The 18,265-nt window shown below is 34.9% G+C and carries 16 protein-coding genes; 9 read left to right on the top strand and 7 right to left on the bottom strand.

Features of this window, described 5'->3' with window-relative positions:
* Window positions 1-302 (bottom strand): hypothetical protein (locus CN601_RS26505; RefSeq protein ID WP_179865464.1); only part of this gene is annotated, 302 nt, incomplete at its 3' end.
* Window positions 303-746: 444 nt separating this feature from the next.
* Here CN601_RS26505 and CN601_RS06705 point away from each other — a divergent pair.
* The 3 genes from CN601_RS06705 (at window position 747) to CN601_RS06695 (ending at window position 5,885) form a co-directional block, all read left to right on the top strand.
* Window positions 747-2,378, top strand: coding sequence for a hypothetical protein (locus tag CN601_RS06705; protein ID WP_098170553.1), 1,632 nt, complete (start codon window positions 747-749; stop codon window positions 2,376-2,378).
* Window positions 2,356-5,112 carry a DEAD/DEAH box helicase gene (locus CN601_RS06700; protein ID WP_098170552.1) on the top strand — a complete coding sequence of 919 codons (2,757 nt, stop codon included), beginning with the start codon at window positions 2,356-2,358 and terminating at the stop codon, window positions 5,110-5,112. The genes CN601_RS06705 and CN601_RS06700 overlap by 23 nt, the downstream gene beginning before the upstream one ends.
* A gap of 254 nt (window positions 5,113-5,366) precedes the next feature.
* A complete protein-coding gene (locus CN601_RS06695; protein ID WP_098170551.1) occupies window positions 5,367-5,885 on the top strand; it encodes a GrpB family protein in 519 nt (172 codons plus the stop codon).
* Window positions 5,886-6,109: 224 nt separating this feature from the next.
* Here the strand turns inward: CN601_RS06695 and CN601_RS06690 are convergent, their stop codons facing one another.
* Complete coding sequence (locus CN601_RS06690; protein ID WP_098118893.1) at window positions 6,110-6,397, bottom strand: hypothetical protein; 288 nt, start codon at window positions 6,395-6,397, stop codon at window positions 6,110-6,112.
* A gap of 138 nt (window positions 6,398-6,535) precedes the next feature.
* Here CN601_RS06690 and CN601_RS06685 point away from each other — a divergent pair, with 138 nt between their 5' ends.
* Window positions 6,536-7,291, top strand: a complete 756-nt coding sequence (locus CN601_RS06685) for a prolipoprotein diacylglyceryl transferase (protein ID WP_257131632.1) — start codon at window positions 6,536-6,538, stop codon at window positions 7,289-7,291.
* Window positions 7,263-8,663, top strand: a complete 1,401-nt coding sequence (locus tag CN601_RS06680) for a radical SAM protein (RefSeq protein ID WP_098170549.1) — start codon at window positions 7,263-7,265, stop codon at window positions 8,661-8,663. Before CN601_RS06685 ends, CN601_RS06680 begins: the two co-directional genes overlap by 29 nt.
* A gap of 354 nt (window positions 8,664-9,017) precedes the next feature.
* On the opposite strand, the gene fabZ is transcribed toward CN601_RS06680, so the two are convergent.
* Window positions 9,018-9,440 carry a 3-hydroxyacyl-ACP dehydratase FabZ gene (gene fabZ, locus CN601_RS06675; RefSeq protein ID WP_098118896.1) on the bottom strand — a complete coding sequence of 141 codons (423 nt, stop codon included), beginning with the start codon at window positions 9,438-9,440 and terminating at the stop codon, window positions 9,018-9,020.
* Window positions 9,441-9,839: 399 nt separating this feature from the next.
* Window positions 9,840-10,475 carry a Crp/Fnr family transcriptional regulator gene (locus CN601_RS06670; protein WP_098170548.1) on the bottom strand — a complete coding sequence of 212 codons (636 nt, stop codon included), beginning with the start codon at window positions 10,473-10,475 and terminating at the stop codon, window positions 9,840-9,842.
* Window positions 10,476-10,543: 68 nt separating this feature from the next.
* Here CN601_RS06670 and CN601_RS06665 point away from each other — a divergent pair, with 68 nt between their 5' ends.
* The 4 genes from CN601_RS06665 to CN601_RS06650 all read left to right on the top strand — a co-directional run bounded on the left by CN601_RS06665 (window position 10,544) and on the right by CN601_RS06650 (window position 14,241).
* Entirely contained in the window at window positions 10,544-11,683 is a 1,140-nt protein-coding gene (locus tag CN601_RS06665) for an aminotransferase class V-fold PLP-dependent enzyme (RefSeq protein ID WP_098170547.1), read from the top strand.
* A complete protein-coding gene (locus tag CN601_RS06660) occupies window positions 11,664-12,287 on the top strand; it encodes a YitT family protein (protein WP_098170546.1) in 624 nt (207 codons plus the stop codon). Before CN601_RS06665 ends, CN601_RS06660 begins: the two co-directional genes overlap by 20 nt.
* On the top strand, window positions 12,284-13,699 hold the full coding sequence (locus CN601_RS06655; RefSeq protein WP_098170545.1) for an amino acid permease: 1,416 nt from the start codon (window positions 12,284-12,286) through the stop codon (window positions 13,697-13,699). Before CN601_RS06660 ends, CN601_RS06655 begins: the two co-directional genes overlap by 4 nt.
* A gap of 278 nt (window positions 13,700-13,977) precedes the next feature.
* Window positions 13,978-14,241, top strand: coding sequence for a hypothetical protein (locus CN601_RS06650; RefSeq protein WP_098118901.1), 264 nt, complete (start codon window positions 13,978-13,980; stop codon window positions 14,239-14,241).
* Window positions 14,242-14,268: 27 nt separating this feature from the next.
* Here CN601_RS06650 and CN601_RS06645 read toward each other — a convergent pair whose 3' ends face one another.
* Genes CN601_RS06645 through CN601_RS06635 form a run of 3 tightly spaced genes read right to left on the bottom strand, consistent with a single transcriptional unit; the run spans window position 14,269 to window position 18,107 of the window.
* The gene (locus CN601_RS06645) at window positions 14,269-15,381 is read right to left on the bottom strand and encodes a GerAB/ArcD/ProY family transporter (protein ID WP_179865463.1); all 1,113 of its coding nucleotides are present in this window, start codon (window positions 15,379-15,381) and stop codon (window positions 14,269-14,271) included.
* A 17-nt stretch (window positions 15,382-15,398) separates the two neighbouring features.
* On the bottom strand, window positions 15,399-16,580 hold the full coding sequence (locus tag CN601_RS06640) for a Ger(x)C family spore germination protein (RefSeq protein ID WP_098170543.1): 1,182 nt from the start codon (window positions 16,578-16,580) through the stop codon (window positions 15,399-15,401).
* 3 nt (window positions 16,581-16,583) lie between these two features.
* Window positions 16,584-18,107 (bottom strand): spore germination protein, encoded by a 1,524-nt coding sequence (locus tag CN601_RS06635; RefSeq protein WP_098118904.1) that lies wholly within the window; start codon window positions 18,105-18,107, stop codon window positions 16,584-16,586.
* Between the last annotated feature and the right edge of the window lie 158 nt (window positions 18,108-18,265).

Raw genomic sequence — 18,265 nt, 5'->3', positions numbered from 1 at the left:
GTTCCACTAGTTGTTCCACCAGTTGTTCCACCGGTTGTTCCGTCAGTTGTTCCGCCAGTTGTTCCACCGGTTGTTCCGTCAGTTGTTCCGCTAGTTGTTCCGCCGGTTGCTCCACCAGTTGTTCCGCCAGTTGTTCCACCGGCTGTTCCACCAGTTTCAGTATTCTGAATCGTTAAAACTGTAGGTCCTAGCGTTACAACCCATTTTTCCGTTTTTGCTTGTGTTGTTGATTCAGCAAAAACATCTTTAAACATACTAAAAATAAGTACTAAAACAATTAAACTAGTAAAACCTTTTTTCAAATCCTTCACCTCTCCAGTTAATTAAAAACAATTGTATATATGTAAATAATTGTTTTCTTACTATTAAAAGATCTCATAACAGACGAAAAGCCCCCATTAAGGGAGCTTATTTTAATTGTCTAGTATATTAATATTTTATTATATTAGCCTTTTTTTGCATATTAAGTTTGTATTACACACTTGCCCTTTCCTGTTACGTTTTTTACTTTTAAATATAGGTATGTTTTTATAGTTTTTGGTTGAAACTATGAGGATTTGACATATATATTCAATTAATTTATTGAGTAAATAGGATTTGCTTGTTTTCATTTATTCTAAAATCTTAATTAAAATTTTAAATTAACAATCTATATCATCTTTCATTTTTTCCCTTTTCGGCTATGTGTATCTTATTTGTTTAGGGTATAATTACCAATAAGAATGTTTCGAGTTAGGAGGCAGCGAATGCTTCAGCGTGATTTAAATAAAGATATTATTTATGAACTATCCTATTCACTTTTTTCAAAGCTTTCTCCCCAGAATTCTAGGGATGCGGAGCTTGTTGAAACCGGCCTACAATTATATCGATTAGGTCAAGTATATAATGTCTCGGTTCGAGAGGGTCGACTTGTTGGGGTTGTCGAAGAGGGCGATCAGATTCATTTACCAATTTTACATATTGAAAATCATGACCAAAATGGTTGCGATTGTTATGAGGCCCCTCCTTGCCAACATCAAATTGCACTATTGTGCTATGCTGCCGCTTCGTTTTCATTAGTTGGTGATATTATGAGGAAATTTAAACAATCTTCTCTAAAAAGTATTCCAACTATCATGACTGGTCGACAACTACTTGATCAAATGAACATGATTGAGCAGGATCGACCAAAGGAAACAGTTGCGTTATTTGAGCAAAAGTACAAGGAATATATTGAACAGCAGCGTACGTCTTTTTACCAAGATGTCTATTTTGTTTATCCATTATATGAACGGTTTTATCACGGATTATTAAATCAGCAACCACGTCAGGAAAAGGAAAAGCTTCTATATCAATTACTTGCGTCAATCTTTACAATGAATAAAATGGTCGGACAAATAGAAATTCAAAGCACGGTTTACGACAATGCGCATTTACCGCGTGAAATGACAATGTTAGAAAATCAAGTTGAGGCTGTTAGTAGACAACTGCATAACCTGACAGGTGGTTCCGTTTCTAGTCAATATGAAGAGGTACTTCGAGAGCAGTTGCAAGCTCTGTTACTAGAGAGAACGCTTTGTTTAATACCTCGATATAACACCTTTCGATATGTTTATAAAGAGCTTTTAAATAATTCAAAGATTTTACATAAGGATTTAGAGGTTTTATCAGAATTCGAGGACAATTATTACGCAGATTTAGGAAAAGCTCATCTATATTATTTGTTAAAAGAAGATGAAAAAATGCTGTCAATTATCAAACAGTATAGTAATAGTGAGCGTACGCTTTATAGCTTTACTTATTGGATTGAGAACCTGCGAAAAAACAATGAAACTGATCGACTGACTTCATTTTTGCCAATATATTACGAAATGCTTTTACACTTTTTGCAAAATGGCGATGATGAATATGCAAAGACTACTTTTGCAAAACATTTCTTAACTAACTATGAGTACAATAGTTTTTACACTAATCAAACGGCTGGTCTAGAAGTAGTTTATCAAGCATTGCTTCCACATAGCGTGATGCAGTACACTGATTATTTAATGCATAATCGGGAATACAAACGCTGGGCAGAGCTGCAAATGTACTTATATTCATATAAACCTGATTTTATTGATAAACATGACCTTCAGGAAGTACATAAGCACTCACCACAATCTGTATTACCTTTATATCATCACTTAGTCCTTTATTACATTGAGTTAAAAGGTAGAGCAAACTATAAAATAGCTGTTCGTTATTTAAAGAAGCTAAGAACAAATTATAAAAAATTAAAGCGTTTGAATGAATGGGATGATTATATTCAATATATTGAATCTCAATTTATTCGTTTACGTGCACTTCAAGAGGAAATAAAGAAAGGAAAATTAGTCAATGAAGCGACTAGCAAATCTTAGTATTGCTGTAAAGTGGGTAGAGCGAAATGGCTTGCTCATTTATGGTATGCAAAGTCACGGTGTCATTTTACCGGTAACAGCATGGAAGCATCTAGTGTTTCAATGGCATGAACCTTCATATTACGGAACATTATTGCAACCGACCCGAGTCGGCCAGATTGAAGGTATTCTTTTAACTCCAATTGAAGCACTTACTTTTTTTAAAGAACATCAAGAAAATTCATTAGTAGAGATTACTTATTTAGATGAAGCAAATGAGTTTCACTCTGAGATTTCGAGATTATATGAGGATTTTAAGGAAGGTCATATTTCACCAAGCTTTGCTCATTATCAGAATGGTGAAGAACTTTGGAAAATTGATGGGTATGATCAATTAGAACCAACTTTAAAGGAATTGGTTTCTTCTGCAATTAAACAACAGTTTGAAATAGAAACAATGCATTCTAAACGTTGGGATATTGCTAGAGGCTTATATTACAATCCAAGTTACATAAAACAGCAACTTACACATAGTGTTGATGAAGACGATTGGCATGTAAAAATAGGACTTAGAGATGATGATGTCCCGTTTTCAATTCGATTAGTCCTTGAGGAACCTTTGAGTGAGCACGATGATTGGCATTTACGTACATATTTAATTGATGAGCGAAAAACAATCAAGCCTTATGAGTATAAAGGACATGAATCGCTACAAAAAAAGCATACATCTTATGCCGAGTATTTGGATCGAACGTTTCAAGGCGTTGGATTACTTGTACCTACCTTAATTGAAGAGAATAAACCAAGAGAAATTTTAAGTGAGCAAGATGCATGGACATTTTTAACAGAGGATAGTGAAAAAGTTCTTTCCGCAAATATCCAAGTTCTTTTACCAAGCTGGTGGCAAGCTTTAAAACAAAATAAAATGACCTTAAAAGCGAGTGTAAAAGGAAAACCAACTGGGAATTCGTTTTTCAATATGGAGACACTCGTTGATTTTAATTGGCGAATATCCACAAATGGGATGGAACTATCAGAACAACAATTCCAGCAATTCGTTGAAAATCAAAGACGTTTAATTCAATTTAATGGTCAGTGGATTGCACTAGACCCTGCTTTTATTGCACGCATGAAGAAAATGATGGCAAAGGCTGAAAAACAAGGACTTAGATTTCACGAAGTTTTACAACATGAACTACTACAAGGAGCTGAAAAGCCTGAGGAAGATCACTCACCTTTTGCAGAAGTTGAAATTGAAGTTGATGATGTTTTCCGTGAACTTACTAAAAGATTAACATCCATTTCAGAAGTTCCTGAACTTACTGCTCCACATGGCTTACAAGCAACTTTACGTGCATACCAACAAAAAGGATTTGAATGGTTAGTCCATTTAAAAAATATGGGATTTGGTGCATTGCTTGCCGATGATATGGGACTTGGTAAAACAATTCAGTCGATTTGTTACTTGGCTTATCGTAAAGAGAATGAAGAAAAGCCCGGAGCATCCTTGATTGTCTGCCCTACCTCTGTTATCAACAACTGGAAACGAGAAATCGAGCTATTTTATCCAGACTTAACTGTACATGTTCACTATGGTGGGAATCGCTTAAAAGGAGAAGATTTATTTTCAGTAGTAAGAGATGTCGATATTGTTATAACTTCTTATGCTTTAAGTGTATTAGACTATGAAGATCTCCAACAATATGTATGGAAGAGTATCATTCTTGACGAAGCTCAGAACATAAAAAATCCGACGACAAAGCAGTCTCGCGCTGTTCGTGGATTGAAAGCAGAGCATCGTATTGCTCTAACTGGAACGCCAATGGAAAACCGCTTGACGGAGCTTTGGACAATATTTGATTTTATTAATAGAGGATATCTTGGTACATTGACCCGTTTTGCTAGCAATTATGTAAATCCAATTGAGAAGGATCGCGATGAAGAAAAGATAAAAGCAGTTCATCGTCTAATTGCCCCCTTCTTACTTAGACGTACAAAGCAAGATGAAGATGTTGCTTTAAATCTTCCACCAAAGCAAGAACAAAATATGCTTTGTCCTTTATCAGTTGAACAGGCGGCATTATATGAACAAGTTGTTCAAGATAGCTTAAAACAGATCGATACGTTAACTGGCATCGAACGCCGCGGTCGTATCTTATGGATGTTAAATAAATTAAAACAAATCTGTGATCATCCTTCTCTATTCTTAAAGGAATCACAACTTGTCGAGTTCGAAGACCGCTCCAGTAAGGTTGAACGACTATTTGAGTTAATAGATCCTATATTAGAACAAAAAGAAAGCTGCCTAATCTTTACTCAATATGTGCGAATGGGTGATATGCTAAAAGAAGCGATCCAAGCAAAATTTGGTGAAGAAGTTTTATTTTTAAATGGTAGCGTTCCTAAAAATGCTCGTGATAACATGATTTCTCGCTTTCAAAATGGTGATGTAAAAGTATTCATTCTTTCACTTAAAGCTGGTGGAACAGGATTAAACTTAACAGCAGCAAATCACGTTATGCACTTTGACCGCTGGTGGAACCCGGCTGTTGAAAATCAAGCAACTGACCGAGCGTACAGAATCGGACAAACAAAATTCGTTCAAGTCCATAAATTTGTAACGATTGGTACACTAGAAGAAAAAATCGACGAAATGCTTCAACGTAAACAGTCACTTAACGATACAATCATAACGAGTGAACAATGGATTACTGAATTATCCATGGATGAGCTTGTTGATTTATTGGGTGTTTAGAAGATTAGTTTTAAAAAAATAGCTATTTAAAATACGAAAATCCCCTTAAAAAACTTTGTAGTCTTAAGGGGATTTTTATTTAACTTGTATTATTTCGTATTCTCATTAGAACTTTACAATTTCCTTTTTTCACTAATAATTTATCAACTTTTCCAAATCTATTAGTAAACTTAAACTCTCTCTTCGAAACTTTTTTAGAGAATATGTTTAAGATTAACATACTTACTCTTAATATTTTTATAGCGGAGGTCTACATGAACGTAATCGTTAAAAACCATGATGAAAATTGGAAAGACTTATTTCAAGCAGAAGCAAAACAAATACGCGAAATCTTAAAAGACGAATTAATTGAGATCCACCATATTGGTAGTACATCTGTACCAAATTTAAAAGCTAAACCGATTATCGATATGTTGCCTATTGTTAAAAACATAGAAAATGTAGACAAGTATAACGATAAATTAGCTGAGATTGGCTATGAGGGACTTGGCGAGTTTGGTCTTCCAGGTAGGAGATACTTCCGTAAAGGTGGCGAAAATCGTACCCACCAAATGCATATGTATCAGATTGATAATGAAAAAGAAGTTGAAAGACATCTAGCAGTTCCTGCTTATTTAAGAGAACATGAGGATGAGATGAAAGCATATGGAGAATTAAAAGCGCAGCTAGCAGAAAAATTCCCAACGGATATTAATGGATATATGGATGGAAAAGATGCATTTGTAAAAGAAGTTGAGCGTAAAGCGATTGAGTGGAGAAAAGCTAATAAGTAATCTGGTATTTATCTAGATAACTTATATTGTTTGTAGGACTTGAAGTCTTTTGTTTGAGGAAAAATTGGCATGCACTTATTTTGTGCATGCTTTTTTTTGCTCTGGCAGTTCAAAGTTGATATATACAGTGGTTGGTCTAAGATATTGCTTTGCAAAAAAGAACCCACGGTATGATACGAACGCGGAGTCTCAATATTTTGTCCTCTAAAAGAGAGTGAATTTTATCAAATACCGTCCAAAAAAAGGGTTCCACAAATCGAATAGAATATAAAAAATACAATTGGAAGTGACATAAAAAAACCTAGAGCAAAGAACTTTCTTTTTGAGACAATCCAAAAATAAATGCCAATTAAAAGTGGTATAGCAACAACCACTCCTGCTGCGACAGGAAAACTGAATAAACCAATTCCCATAAAAGTAACAATGATCCCACTGAATGAAGTGAGAGTTCCAAGAAATAACCCTTTAAAAAAATCAGCAACTGGATGATGATCACGTCTATTTCCTGACAACCTCATCCCTCCTCCCTATTTTGCACTACCTATAAATATAGATAGTAGAATATTCAGAAAAATAGTATCATAGGGTTAGCAACATAACAATAAAATTTTTGGCATAAAAAAGGAAGTGATACTATAAACACACCTGTAATGATTCCACTTTTTGGTATTGAACTTCATCCACATAGAGTTTTTGAAAGTTTAGCCTTTTTTATAGGATTTAGAGTATATATTAAGTTCCGCCGAAAAGAAACAATTAGTGAAGAAAAAACCGTTTATGTGCTAATTGGTGCAATTCTAGGTTCTCTTTTGGGTAGCCTTATTGTCGCTTCACTACAGGACATTCCGAAATTGTTACACAGCATTCATAGTCATGGTTTATTTGGAATATTTCAAGGTAAAACCATTGTAGGTGGATTACTAGGAGGTATCATTGGAGTCGAGTTAAGTAAAAAATTTTGCAACCAAACACGTTCAACCGGTGATGATATGGTCCTCCCACTTTGTCTATCAATGTGTATTGGAAGAATTGGTTGCTTCTTGACCGGTTTAGCAGATGATACATATGGACTTCCAACATCAAGTATTTTTGGAATCGATGTAGGCGATGGAGTAAAACGTCATCCAACTTCACTTTATGACATTGCTTTTTTATGCTGTTTACTGTTCGTTATAAAATACCTGCTCAGACAAAAACCATACGAGGGTTTTCAATTTGCTATTTTTTCAGCCTCATACTTCCTGTATAGATTTTGTATTGAATGGCTGAAACCAACAATCAAGCCATATGAAGAAATGAGTAGTATTCAAATAACCTGTTTAATAGGCGTATTGTATTACGCAATATATTTTGTATATCAAAGAAGGAGAAAATATCGTGCCAAATCGCCCGTATACGTACACTGATTTTACACTATCTGTTTGTAGCAAGTGTTTACGAAAAGTAGAAGCAAAAATTATATATGAAAATGATTGTGTTTATATGTTAAAACGCTGTATGCATCATGGTATGGAGAAAGTCCTAATTTCTACAGATATCCCATATTATCAATTGTGTAGAGAATTTATTAAACCTAGTGAAATGCCTCATCGATGGAACACTCCAATTAAATATGGTTGCCCATACGACTGTGGTCTTTGCCCGGATCACGAACAGCATAGTTGTTTAAGTATTGTTGAAATAACAGATGTATGTAATTTACAGTGTCCAATTTGTTATGCAGATAGCTCGCCAAAACGAACTTCTTGGAAAGATTTAGAAACGATCAAAAGAATGTTTGATACGATTATTAAAAACGAAAAGGAAGCAGATGTAGTTCAAATCTCTGGTGGTGAACCTACAATCCACCCTCAATTTTTTGAAATATTAGATGAGGCAAAGAAGAGAAGTATTAAACACCTCATGGTAAATACGAATGGAATTAGGATTGCCACCGACGAAGCCTTCGTAAAAAGACTGGCAAGTTACAAACCTGGATTTGAAATCTATCTTCAATTTGATAGTTTTGAAGAGGAAACGCTTCTTGAGCTTCGAGGGCGTGATTTACGAGAAGTGCGTCAAAAAGCTATTAATAATTTAAATAAATATAATCTTAGTACAACACTGGTAGCCGTCCTAAAAAAAGGATTAAACGATCATGAAATAGGGAAAATCATTAAATGGGGCACAGAACAAAAATGTGTGCGTGGTGTGACGTTTCAGCCTATCCAACATGCCGGAAGAACTGAAAACTACGACCCATCAACTGAACGCTTAACACTTAGTGAAGTTCGCCAAGAGATTATTAAGCAAAGCGAATTCTACTCAGAGGACGATATTATACCAGTACCATGTCACCCTGATAGTTTAGCGATGGGCTATGCTTTAAAAATGGGTGGTAAAATCACTCCGTTAACTAGCATCATTGATAAAAATGTGTTGCTTGAAGGCGAAAGAAATACAATTGTTTTCGAAAGTGATGCAGAATTACGTAACAAAGTTTTCAAGTTATTTAGTTTAAACCATTCTCCTCAAAGTGGATTTCAAGGCTTAAAAGATCTACTATGTTGCTTACCAAAAGTTATTTTACCAAATGGAATGGGATACGAAAATGTATTTCGAGTTTTAATAATGAAATTCCAAGATAATTATGATTTAGATGTTCGTAGCGTAAAAAAATCATGCGTTCATTTTGTTACGACTGATGATAAGATGATTCCGTTTGATACATATAATTTATTTTACAGGGACGACAAAGAAGCATACTTAGAGACACTTCGAGAAGAAGTCATAAAGTAGGACAAAACCTCACTTAATAAGAGTGAGGTTTGCTTTTTTTATTTGTGATTCCGCTATTTTAATTGCGATTTGGCCATTTTTATTTACTATCATGGTTGTATTAACAGTTTCAGCTGTTTTAATGGCAGTTTTATCATTTTTATTTGCAGAGCACACAGTTTATTTGCAGTTTTGCTTATTTAAATTGCAGTTTCATTGAATTTATTTGCAGTTCTCCCTTATCTTAATTGCAGTTTCACTGAATTTATTTGCAGATTCGGCCTTTTTATCTGCACTTTTCCCATTTTTATTAGCAGTCCAGACAGTTCCATAAAAAAAATCCTATTTTGAAAATAGGATTTTTACTGATCATTTTTATTTAAGCGCAAACGTAAGTTCAGCTTCACAAGCTATTTGTCCGTCAACAGTTGCTACTGCTTTACCTTTACCAATTGGTCCACGCATTTTCACTAGTTCAACCTCTAGTCTTAACTGATCACCAGGTACTACTTGCTTTTTAAAACGGCAGTTATCGATACCAGCAAATAATGCAAGTTTCCCTTTATTTTGCTCCAGGCTCAATGCCGCAACTCCACCAACTTGTGCTAGAGCTTCTACAATTAATACCCCAGGCATTACTGGATAATCAGGGAAATGTCCGTTAAAAAACTCTTCATTAGCTGTAACATTTTTAATCCCAACCGCACGTTTACCTTCTTCATGCTCAATGATTCGATCAACTAATAAAAATGGGTAACGATGAGGAAGAATTTCTTTAATTGCTTTAATATCTAACATATTATGTAGTCCTCCTAATTTGTATAAATTCATTATGTTTATAAAAAAGAAGCAAGTCTTAAGACCAGCTTCTATGCGCTATCAATAATATACTATCCTATTTTGTAAGTTAACGCAAACCGTTCTTTTTAACTATAATCGTCAGTAAACAGGCTCTAAAATAGTTTAACTATTGATCGTCATAATTACTAAATGTTCGTTATATCTACTATTGCTGACTCGTCCACATTTAAATTTTAGCAAGAAATAAATTCATTTTTAGCCTTCGATCGTATTTAAGCTTACGCATCATTTATATTTACAGAAAATTTTTAAAAATAAGATATTTTGTAAAGTATTTGACAGATTAAACAATCAGAATTTCTTAAGATTGAGGTAGAACAAGAAGTGTTAATGCGCCTAGGTTAGTAATGTATATCGCCCATTTTGTTTCTCGATAATTCCTTTTTCGCATAATTCATTCATGACATAAGAAACGCTTACTCGTGATGAACCAACCACATAGGCTAGTTCTTGATGAGTGAATGGAATCGATATCGTTATACCTTTAGTAGTTTCCTTTCCATATGAGGATGCAAGCTGTCTCAACATTGTTAAGACACGTTCTCCTACATCTGAAAAGCTCATTAGCTTCGTTTGGAGAAGTAATGCTGATTGTTTGTTGCTTAATGATTTTAGGACTTTTTGAACGAGTGTTGGCTCACTCATAACGATATCATAAAATGATGATTTTGGAATTCGTAGGACACGTGCGGTCGATGATGTAGATGCATTGTAGCCAAATGCTTCATCTACCCATACATTTGATTCTCCTATTATATTTCCAGGACCAACGATATATAAGTGACGTTCAGCTCCATTAGGCGATAACAGATAAATACGGATCCGTCCCTCAAGGACGAGATACACAAACGGATGTCTCTCATCTTGTTGAAACAATAAGATTTCACGTGAAAATGATAATTCTTTACCTATCTCAAGAAAAGGCGTTGCAGTCCATTCACCTTGTTCAAACCATAAGGATTGATGATTCATATGTCACCTCGTATTAGTTATGTATCTAAAAATGAAAACGCTATCAAAATAGTGAAAGGATGATTAAAATGATAAGCACATTTAATGAGAAACGCTCACTTTTTCCAACCTTAACTGAAACAATCCATTTATCAAGTTGTTCCCAAAGTGCCATTTCATTACCAGTGAAGGAAGGGATTCAATCCTATTTAACGAGTTGGACCGAGAAAGGTATGGATTGGGAAGGCTGGATGGATAAAGTCCATGAAGCAAAAGTTGCCTTCGCTACTTTAATAAATGCTTCTGTTGATGAAATCGCCGTCCTATCAAGTGTATCCGATGCTGCTTCATCTTTCGCATCATCATTGGATTTTTCTGGAAAAAGGAATAAAGTTGTCACAACGGATATCGACTTTCCATGTATTGGTCACGTTTGGCTATCCCAAGTACCACGAGGGGCAAACGTCACATTTTTAGAAGAAAACCTTCATCAAATTCAAATCGAACAATATGAAAAAGCAGTAGATTCGAGCACCCTTATCACATCTGTGTCACATGTGTCTTATTATAATGGGTTTATTCAGGATATAAAAGCTATATCAAATATTACGAAAGCAAATGGATCACTATTATTTGTGGATGCCTATCAATCTGCGGGAAGTGTTCCAATAGATGTAAAAGAAATGGGAATCGATGCACTTGCAACAGGTGCACAAAAATTTTTACTAGGTATTCCTGGAATTAGCTTTTTATATGTAAGAAAAGAGTTAGCAGATGCACTAAATCCCCCAACGACTGGTTGGTTTAGTCGCGTAAATCCATTTTCATTTAATCCTCGTCTCCTTGATTATGCTGAAGGAACAAGACGATTTGACACTGGAACTCCAATGATGATAAATGCCTATGCAGCTGAAGCGGGTATTTCTTTATTAAACCAAATTGGCGTATCGGCTATACAAGATTACCTATCTTATTTATCAAGAGTTGCAATAGAAACCGCTCAAACACTTGGATTAACAGTAGTTAGTCCAACCGATTTATCCATAAAAGGCAGTAACACTGCAATTCGGGTAGATCAAGCTTCTACTATTGAGCAATATTTAAAAAGAAAAAATATAATTGTCTCAGCTCGAAATGATGTTTTACGAGTAGCACCTCATTTCTACAATACGGATGAAGAAGTAGTACGTGCGCTCGAGGAGATTGCCGATGCAATCAATAACGGCTAACGATAAAGAATATTTTCTAAGTGCAATCAAAGTAATTGGTGGAACAATTTTAGTCGCATTAACCTATTATATCTTCCAATTACCAAACGGTATTGTTGCACCAGGACTTGGTGGTATTAGTATGATGCTTGTTAAAGTTATCCCTATTCCACTCGGATTTCTTTATTTTTTATTAAACATTCCTCTTTTTTTGATTGGATACAAAGCAGTCGGTGCAGCATTTGCACTCTTAAGTTTAATCGGAATGAGTAGCTTATCACTTTTCTTATCTTTATTTGCTTCACTGCCTGGGTTGCACATTCCGATAGTAGGATGCCTGCTTGGGGGTTTATTGTCAGGGGTTAGTATTGGAATCGTTATTTTAGCAGGTGGTACAACTGGAGGTCTTGATATAGCCAGTGTAGTTATCAATCGAAAATACCCTACTTTTTCGATTGGGAAAACGATGATGATCATAAACGGAAGTGTCCTATTATGTTCTTTAATCGGAGGTGGATTACAGCAAACTTTCCTCACATTTTTTAGTATGCTACTCGCCGGAAAAAGTGTCGATTGGACGCTGAAACTTAGTAAACAATTTAAGAAAGGTGGCGAAACAATATGAATGAAAATAAAACTTTAATTGAACGAGAAGGAGGACTTAATCGTTCGCTTACTAGCAGCCAGCTTACCATGATTGGAATTGGCGGGGCAATTGGTACTGGTTTATTTATGGGAAGTGGTATAGCAATAGGATATGCAGGACCAGGTGTAATTCTAAGTTATATTATCGCTGCGTTCATTGCAGTTATAATGATGTTTAGTTTATCTGAAATGGCTGTTGTGCATCCAACAGCAGGTTCATTTGGAACTTATGCAGAAATGTATTTAAACCCTTGGGCTGGCTTTCTAATACGCTATACATATTGGGCTGCACAAGTTATTGCAATTGGCGGAGAAGCCGTTGCAGTTGGCCTTTATATGCAGTATTGGTTTCCTAGTATACCTGTTTGGTTATGGACACTTGGATTTGGTGTAGCGATTGTCCTTATAAATAGTAGATCCGTTGCAAACTTTGGCCATATAGAGTATTGGTTCGCCATGATTAAAGTTGTAGCAATTGTATTGTTCATCATATTTGGTATTTCGCTTCTTTTCGGAATTGGTCACACGCACTCTATCGGATTTCACCATTATACAGATCAACACGGCTTCCTCCCTAATGGTTTTAAAGGAGTTTGGATGGCAGTGTTAATGGCAATCTTTAGTTTTTATGGCGTCGAAATTGTTGCAGTTACAGCCGGGGAATCAAAGGATCCAAATAAAGCAATCCCTAAAGCAATGAAGAGTATGGTATTACGTTTATTTCTATTCTATATATTATCATTAGGTATTATAGTTGCTGTAGTTCCTTGGATGCAAGCAGGTGCCCACCAGGTTTCTGGATCTCCCTTTGTAAAAATCTTTGAGAGCTCTGGAGTGAAGTATGCTGCCGGAATCATGAACTTTGTTATTTTAACAGCTGCATTATCTAGTATGAATACAAATTTATATTTAACATCACGTATGCTATTTTCATTATCTCGCGGTGAATATGCCCCAAAATCATTAGGGAATTTATCTAAAAATGGTACACCTGTAACAGCAATATTCATATCAAGCTGCGGGGTATTAATAGCAAGTGTCCTATCTATGTACTATCCGGATACTTTTAACAAATTATTCGGAATCTCTATCTTTGGTGGAATTCTAGTATGGCTTATAATCCTAATTAGCCATTTACGTTTTAGAAAAACGGTCCACCTTCATTATCAAGGGCCATTACCTGTTAAAGCACCGCTCTTTCCAGTTCTTCAGTGGGTCGGAATTCTTTTACTTAGTGGTATCTTAATTACGATGGCATTTTCACCTGATTGGAATTCAGCGTGGAAAATCGGTATTCCCTGGATTTTGATCGTATCAATTGGTTACTGGGTACAAAAAAACCGAAAATCAACATTAGACAAGCCTAATTCAAATAATAAATCCGCCCTTTAATCATCGAAATATGGTTAGAAATAGTCTATTAAACTTTAGGTAAGTAGTTTATTGTAAAAGAAACAATAAAGACAGATTTAAAAGAAGTAAAAAGCTTTTAAATCTGTCTTTTTATCATCACAGTCAATGACTCCCACAACTTTCATAGTTTCAAGCCCTCTAAAACTGATCGAAAATCCCTACAATCGAAAGATCTAAGTTTCTTTTATTTTCCGAATAAACGATACCATCATAAACCAAAATAATGATAATTAGGATCTTTAAATGGGGTGGGTGCATTGCGAGTATTTTGGGTATTTCTATGTTTATTTGTACTAGAGATGTGTTTACTGGAAGTGATTGACCTATACAATGGTGATAGTTTTCCTCATCTACTAACAAATATTAAGCTAAGTAAAACCGAGCTTGTAGGTGAAGACTATGTTTTAATCTTCTTTTTCACTGTACCATTCGGCATCGCAAAGATTGTCTTGCAGTATATGAAAAACCTAAAGAAGAAGCGAAACCAAGAGCAGAATGCTAATCAAAATACGACTAATTAAAGCGAAAGAGAATGCAGTATAGAATTTCTAAGCTGCATTCTCTTTCGTTTTTACTTTATTTTGAATTAATGCGATGACTAACAATACAAGAGGGATTAGGATTTGTAATGGTATATGTAAGAAATAAGGTACAACGTCTAAGCCTTCTTTATAATGTTCTAAATAGTCGGGAGCCATCCAAATGGAACAAATTAACATAATCAATGCAACCGGGTACGTAAGTGTATCAGATTTTTTTATTTTAAATAAGTCCCCTGCTCCAATTACTGCACAAAAGAAAAAAACTGCTATTTTAATAAATCCCCCTATAACCATTATGACTACAACAACTGAATCGAGTCGTTGAATAAAATCTGCAATGTTAATATAGCTTACTGATGTTAATATAGGATAAGTGGCTCTTTGTAGCGTATTTGCACCTAAAACACATATATTGAGCATTGTGATTAGTGTTAGAACCAAGCCTACAAAGATTAATCCAGGAATACCAATCTTCCATGCATAACCTGGTTTCTTTAAATATGGCAATAGCATTGTAAAAACTACCATTTCACCAAATGGGAAGGTTACTGCTAAAGGATAAGTCTCCATTAAGATTTTTTTCCAGCCCACTTCTAATACCGGTCTTAAATTATCTATTTTTATTAAACCTGCAATCATTTCAAATCCTATAATTGTAGTTGTAATGATAATAGTCAAAACAAATAGCAACTCACACGCTCTTCCGAATACCTCAAATCCCTTAAAGATCGCATACATAACTAAAAACATTATTAGTATGCCAATCGAAATAAGTGAGGAGGCATTATAAAGTGTTATAACTAGCAGTTCTTCAAAATCTCTAAGAACTCGTGCTCCAATATAAATAAAATATAAAATATAAATCATTGCTAGTATTTTACCGGTAAACTTACCTAATATAGATTGTACATATTTCGTAAAAGGTAGTTCAGGATACAGTTCAAATAACTTAATATATATACAAAATATTAAGCAGCCAGTACCCAAAGCGATTAATACACTAATCCAAGCATCCTGCATAGCTCCAGCTGCAAGTCCTACTAAAGTAGCGCTCCCCATCTCAAATAAAAATATAATACTAAAGAATTGGTAGGCACCAATTGATAATTTTCGATTCATTAGCATTCCCTTCTTTTCTAAAATGGATAAGCTTTTTTCCTCATACCTACATTATTTATTTGAACGTCTACATCGATTTTCACTTTTGCTTTTTTAAATTCATCATTCCAATTTTTCTCGTACTTTTTAAATGATTTAGGGTTTGCTAAATGTAACTTTTCTCCGAAGCCGAAAATATCCGCACCATATCCTTGTGCTTCTTTAATTCCTTTTTCAATCGTCTGCTTGACAGCATTCTCACTTAAAACTTCATACTTTTTTAATGTTTTTGCTTGATCAAAATTGTCATTACAAAGTACCTCGTCAATAATTGCAATGGCTTTTACATTTAAGTGAATGATTGGTATGCCACCTTTCATCTTGATCTTTGTGGCCGTTTTCATACGAGTGATCTCCATCGAGTCAAACTCATTTTTGCTGCATTTTATTTGTACATTTGTTTCCTTAATTACATTATCAATCATTTGTACAGATTTCGCTGGAGGACCATCTAGCCAACCTACTAACCGCCCTTTTTTTATGACCCCTAGCCCATTTATCATGTTATAAGATGATTTTACCTTCGAAAAATTATCAAGTGTTTCCGATGTATCACTTTCTTCTTCTAAGGTTGCTCCATTGATGACCGGTTCTCTACCACTACTTGAGAGAGCAGAGATCACTTGGCGCATTTGAATGTCTTGGTTTTCTCCTAAAAGCGAAGATGTATTTTTGATTTTACCTACGATTGATTTAGCTGGTAATTTATCAAGTGCCGGTAAATTATTTAATACCTTATACACACTATCATCTCTCGCAATAATAACTGGAATATTTACTCGAATTTTTGAATCTCTCTCGAATACATCGAAAATATAGTTTAATGTTTTTTCTTTTGCTAATTTTTCACCGATCACTACAAGTGCAACATGTGAATAGATATTTGAACGTGAGACACTTCTCGTTATATTTCGTGCTGCTTCTGAAATTGTTCTACCTTTATCTTGTAAAGAAATAATGGGTGTACCAATCGAACCTGTCTGAGTTGCAATCGCACTCGGATTAATGATTTGAAGAATCATATTATATTGGTTATCCTTAGGCAAATAGTCGACTCCCATAGCGACCACGATTGAAACACTGTTTAGTTCTTTATAGTTGGAACAACTCACTAAAAGTAAGCTAGTAATAATAATTAAGATTATAAATTTTCGTTTCATCACTTATTCACCGCTTCTTTGCTCATCAATGGTTTTTGGATTACCTTGACTAGGTACCACTAAAATTGTATCCTTTTGACTTTTAATACGGAACGGCGCAAATGGTGCAAAATAAGGTTCACCAAAGGAACGAAGGCTACACATATGAAGTAAGATAATTAATCCACCTACCAGCATGCCAAATAATCCGATATAAGCCGCAGCTATTAGTAAAGTAAACCTAAGAATCCTTGCCGCAATTGACATATTATAATAAGGAATAGTAAAGCTAGCAATCGCTGTAATTGATACGATAATTACCATCGACGCAGATACAAATCCCGCTTGTACTGCTGCTTGACCTAAAATTAAGGCTCCAACAATTGAAAGCGCCTGTCCAACCGCTCTTGGCATTCGAATACCGGCTTCACGTAACACTTCAAAAACCAGCTCCATACCAAGTGCCTCGACAATTGCCGGTAAAGGTACTCCTTCACGCTGCGAAGCTAAGCTTACTAATAATACCGTTGGAATTACGGCTTGATGGAATGAAGTAATCGCAATGAAAATTCCGGGTGCAAATAAAGCGACCCAAAAAGATAGATATCGTAGCATTCTTAAAAATGTACCTATATATGAGCTTTGGTAATAATCCTCTGGAGATTGAAAGAACTGTGTAAACGTAGCTGGCAAAATCAAAACAAATGGTGTTCCGGCTGTGAAAATAGCAACACGCCCCTCCAATAAATTACCTACTACAGCATCTGGTCGCTCTGAGTTAAGCATTGTAGGAAAGATGGTCTTTTGATCGTTCTGAATATAGTTTTCGATATAGCTTGATTCTAATATTACGTCTACATTAATTGCCTCTACACGATGTTTTACTTCTTTTAATAACTCTTCATCTACGATACCTTTTATATACATAATCTCTACATCAGTTCTAGTTATTTCGCCTATTTTCAACGACTCAATCCGTAATGCTGGATGCTGAATTCTATTTCGAATAAGAGATGTATTTGTACGTAAGCTTTCCGTGAAGCTATCCTTTGGCCCTCTAATTACAGTTTGAGTTGATGGTTCTGATATACTTCTAGTTTGCACCATTTTTGTACAAGCAACTAAGAAATTACTATCGTGATCCAAAAGAATAACAGTGTCTCCTATTAATAATCCTGATAAAAGATTTGTATAACTTGATTGTGATTTTAAACTTGAAACAGCAATCACGCTCTTTAATCCATTTTCTAAATCTGTTAATGACAGAGTCGTTTCTTTCTCCCTATTAATTTTCACGATTTTATCGATTATTCCATCATTCACTAGCTTCTCATTTGAAATTCCGTCAATATGAATCGTTGCAAAAGAATATTGCATACCTTCACCAAGGGTTTCGTGACGAATGACCAAATCGGAGCTATCACCAAAATCGTCTTTAATTCTTTTTATATTTTCTAAAATGTCCTTACTTAAAGAACGTGATATATTACTCTGAAATGGAATTTTTTTATTAGTTGCTGCACTATTGGTTTCTTTGTAATTAAACATTTTTTACCACCGCCCCATTATCATGGCTTATTATTCTTATACTTTTTCCAAATTATTTCATTTAATGTATTGTTTTCTAAACCAATCTATTTTTTCCACATGCTTGGCGCAACAAAAAAGTGGCCATCTCAATGAGACGCCACTTTTCATTAATAAAA

The organism is Bacillus sp. AFS017336 (assembly GCF_002555445.1).
GTDB lineage: Bacteria > Bacillota > Bacilli > Bacillales > Bacillaceae_G > Gottfriedia.
Note: the sequence above shows the minus strand (reverse complement) of the source record. Positions and strands in the feature narration are given on the sequence as shown.